Genomic DNA, 2,702 nt, shown 5'->3' with positions numbered 1-2,702 from the left:
GTTGATGATTTCGTATCCGGGATAAGTGGTCACGAAACGGCGTACCACATGTGAACCGATGAAACCCGCACCTCCCGTAATGATAATTTTTTTCACAAGTGTTTTTCTATTTTTCATTCCTTACGCCGCAAAAATCTAATATTACTTTGCCTTCGGGTATCTCTATAGTTTTAAATTGGTCATGTGCAACCAAAAACGCAATAATATCAGCTTCATGAACCGCCGTCTGATAGTCTGTCAACTTAAATATTGGATGGTCATGTATATTCGGCTCCACGATAAGGTATCCCTCATCATTAGTATCTTGTAAAATTCGTTGAATAATATATTTCGCCGGAGACTCTCGAAGATCGTCAATGTTCGGCTTAAACGCAAGTCCCATAAGTGCAATCTTTGGTTCGAGCTTATGATTTAACTGGAAGATTTTCCGCGCCTCCTTTACCTTCTCTACACACCAAAACGCTTTATGATTATTAATTTCCCTTGCTTTTCCTATAATTCTTGATTCCAATGGATAATCGGCAACGATAAAATAAGGATCCACTGCTATACAATGGCCACCTACACCGCATCCGGGCTGCAAAATGTTCACACGAGGGTGTTTGTTGGCCAATTTAATTAACTCCCAGACGTTGATGCCTGCCTTATCACATATTAGAGAAAGTTCGTTAGCAAAGGCAATTTGCACGTCACGAGAAGCATTCTCCGTTAGTTTACACATTTCTGCGGTACGAGCATTGGTAGGATGCAATTCCCCTTTCACAAACTGACGGTAGAAAGCGATGGCTTTATTCGTTGATGTGTCATCTACGCCGCCTATCACACGGTCATTATGCACCAATTCGTACATCACATTGCCTGGCAGTACCCGCTCAGGGCAATAGGCGAGATATATCTTGCCTTCCAATTCTGGACGTTCGTTAAAAATCAAATTGCGCATTTTCTCAGTTGTGCCAATAGGGGAGGTAGATTCGATGATGTAGAGATCGTGTTCTTTTAGTATTGGAATTATCGCTTCGGTTGCTGCTTGTACATAAGAGATATCCGGCTCATGATTTCCTTTGAAAGGTGTAGGTACCACGATCAGGTATGTATTTGCAGGCACAGCTTCAGTGCTTGCTCGTAGATAGCCAGAGGCCACCGTTTCCGCAACCGCTTTATCTAATTCTGGTTCTATAATATGAATTTTCCCAGAATTGATGGTTTCAACAACCTGTTCATTGATGTCTACACCCAATACAGGAATTTTGTTTTGTGCAATTAATGCCGATGTGGGTAATCCGATGTAACCTAGACCGATAGTAACAACTTGGGGAGTGCTCATTTGATATTTCAATTAATTTTTTACAATAGACGAAGCTTGATTTGCAATAAAGGAAACGATACGCTCACATGCTTTTCCATCGCCATACGGGTTATGTAAAGTCCTCATCGCTTGGTATCGTGTCGGATTGGTAAGAAGTTGAGAGCATTCTTCAACGATTTTCCTTTTATCTGTTCCAACCAAAATAACGGTACCCGCTTCGACTGCTTCGGGGCGCTCGGTGGTATTACGCATGACCAACACCGGCTTGCCTAAGCTCGGAGCCTCTTCTTGCACACCTCCGCTGTCAGTAATTATCAGTTTCGACCGATTCATTAACCACACAAAAGCAGGATAGGATAGTGGTGCGATGAGATGGATGTTTGGTTCATTGCCAAGTATATCGTATACCGGGCCTTTTACGTTAGGATTAAGGTGCACGGGGTAGATAATTTGTACATTTTGCGTGCGTACAATTTCTTTCAATGCATTGCAAATGTTGACAAACCCGGAACCGTGATTTTCACGCCGATGCCCCGTCACCAATATTAATTCCTTATCCGTGTTGATAACTGATTTTAGATGATCAATTTCAGCACTTTCAATATATTCAACGCGACGAACACTGTAAAACAACGCATCGATAACAGTATTGCCTGTGACAACGATGCTTTCTTCAGGTATGCGTTCTTTCAATAGATTGTCTTTTGATATACTGGTTGGTGCGAAATGGAAGTCCGCAATCCTACCTGTCAGTTGACGATTCAATTCTTCGGGAAAAGGTGACAGTTTGTTGTAGGTACGGAGGCCAGCCTCGACATGGCAGACTTTGATTCCCGCATAAAAGCACGCAAGGGCAACTGCCATGGATGTGGTGGTGTCTCCGTGCACATACACATAATCAGGCATATACTCATCCAAAATCGGTTTCATTCCTGTTATGATATTAGCGGTAAGCGTAAAAAGATTTTGATCAGGCTTCATGATATTCAAGTCATAATCGGGATGGATTTCAAAAAAGTTCAGCACTTGATCCAGCATTTCCCTGTGTTGAGCCGTTACACATACTCGAATATCAAAGTCTTCAGAATGGTTGTTGAATACTTTCACTAAAGGAGCCATTTTGATTGCTTCTGGCCGAGTACCAAATACAATGAGGTGTTTTGTTTTCATTAACTTGCAAATAAATAATAAGCTATTGTCCTATTGCGTAATATTTAAATCCGATTTTTCGGAGATAATTGCCGTCCAGGAGCTTCCTTCCGTCAAAGATGAAAGGAGGCTTCATCATGCTGTCTTTGATACGTTTCCAGTCATAGGTTGTGAACTCATCCCATTCGGTGAGCAGTGCGATGGCATGTGCGCTGTTAGTTGCCTCATACGGGTCGCTGGCCACGGT

Annotated in this window: 4 protein-coding genes; all 4 read right to left on the bottom strand. The window is 42.2% G+C overall.

The window, feature by feature from the left end; translation table 11 throughout:
* Positions 1–96, bottom strand: a 96-nt coding sequence (locus BM030_RS20305) for an NAD-dependent epimerase/dehydratase family protein (protein WP_139215890.1), incomplete at its 3' end; no start/stop codon positions are given.
* 10 nt (positions 97–106) lie between these two features.
* The gene (wecC, locus tag BM030_RS19440; RefSeq protein WP_090975261.1) at positions 107–1,324 is read right to left on the bottom strand and encodes a UDP-N-acetyl-D-mannosamine dehydrogenase; all 1,218 of its coding nucleotides are present in this window, start codon (positions 1,322–1,324) and stop codon (positions 107–109) included.
* A 12-nt stretch (positions 1,325–1,336) separates the two neighbouring features.
* The gene (gene wecB, locus BM030_RS19435) at positions 1,337–2,476 is read right to left on the bottom strand and encodes a non-hydrolyzing UDP-N-acetylglucosamine 2-epimerase (RefSeq protein ID WP_090975259.1); all 1,140 of its coding nucleotides are present in this window, start codon (positions 2,474–2,476) and stop codon (positions 1,337–1,339) included.
* A gap of 22 nt (positions 2,477–2,498) precedes the next feature.
* A partial coding sequence (locus BM030_RS19430) for a UDP binding domain-containing protein (RefSeq protein ID WP_317615125.1) occupies positions 2,499–2,702 on the bottom strand: 204 nt, incomplete at its 5' end.

The sequence above is a fragment of the Parapedobacter composti genome, assembly GCF_900112315.1.
Classification (GTDB): Bacteria; Bacteroidota; Bacteroidia; order Sphingobacteriales; family Sphingobacteriaceae; genus Parapedobacter; species Parapedobacter composti.
Note: the sequence above shows the minus strand (reverse complement) of the source record. Positions and strands in the feature narration are given on the sequence as shown.

Excerpts from the sequence above, each read along its gene's own strand:
- wecC (WP_090975261.1), bottom strand. The coding sequence starts at position 1,324 with ATGAGCACTCCCCAAGTTGTTACTATCGGTCTAGGTTACATCGGATTA.
- wecB (WP_090975259.1), bottom strand. The coding sequence starts at position 2,476 with ATGAAAACAAAACACCTCATTGTATTTGGTACTCGGCCAGAAGCAATC.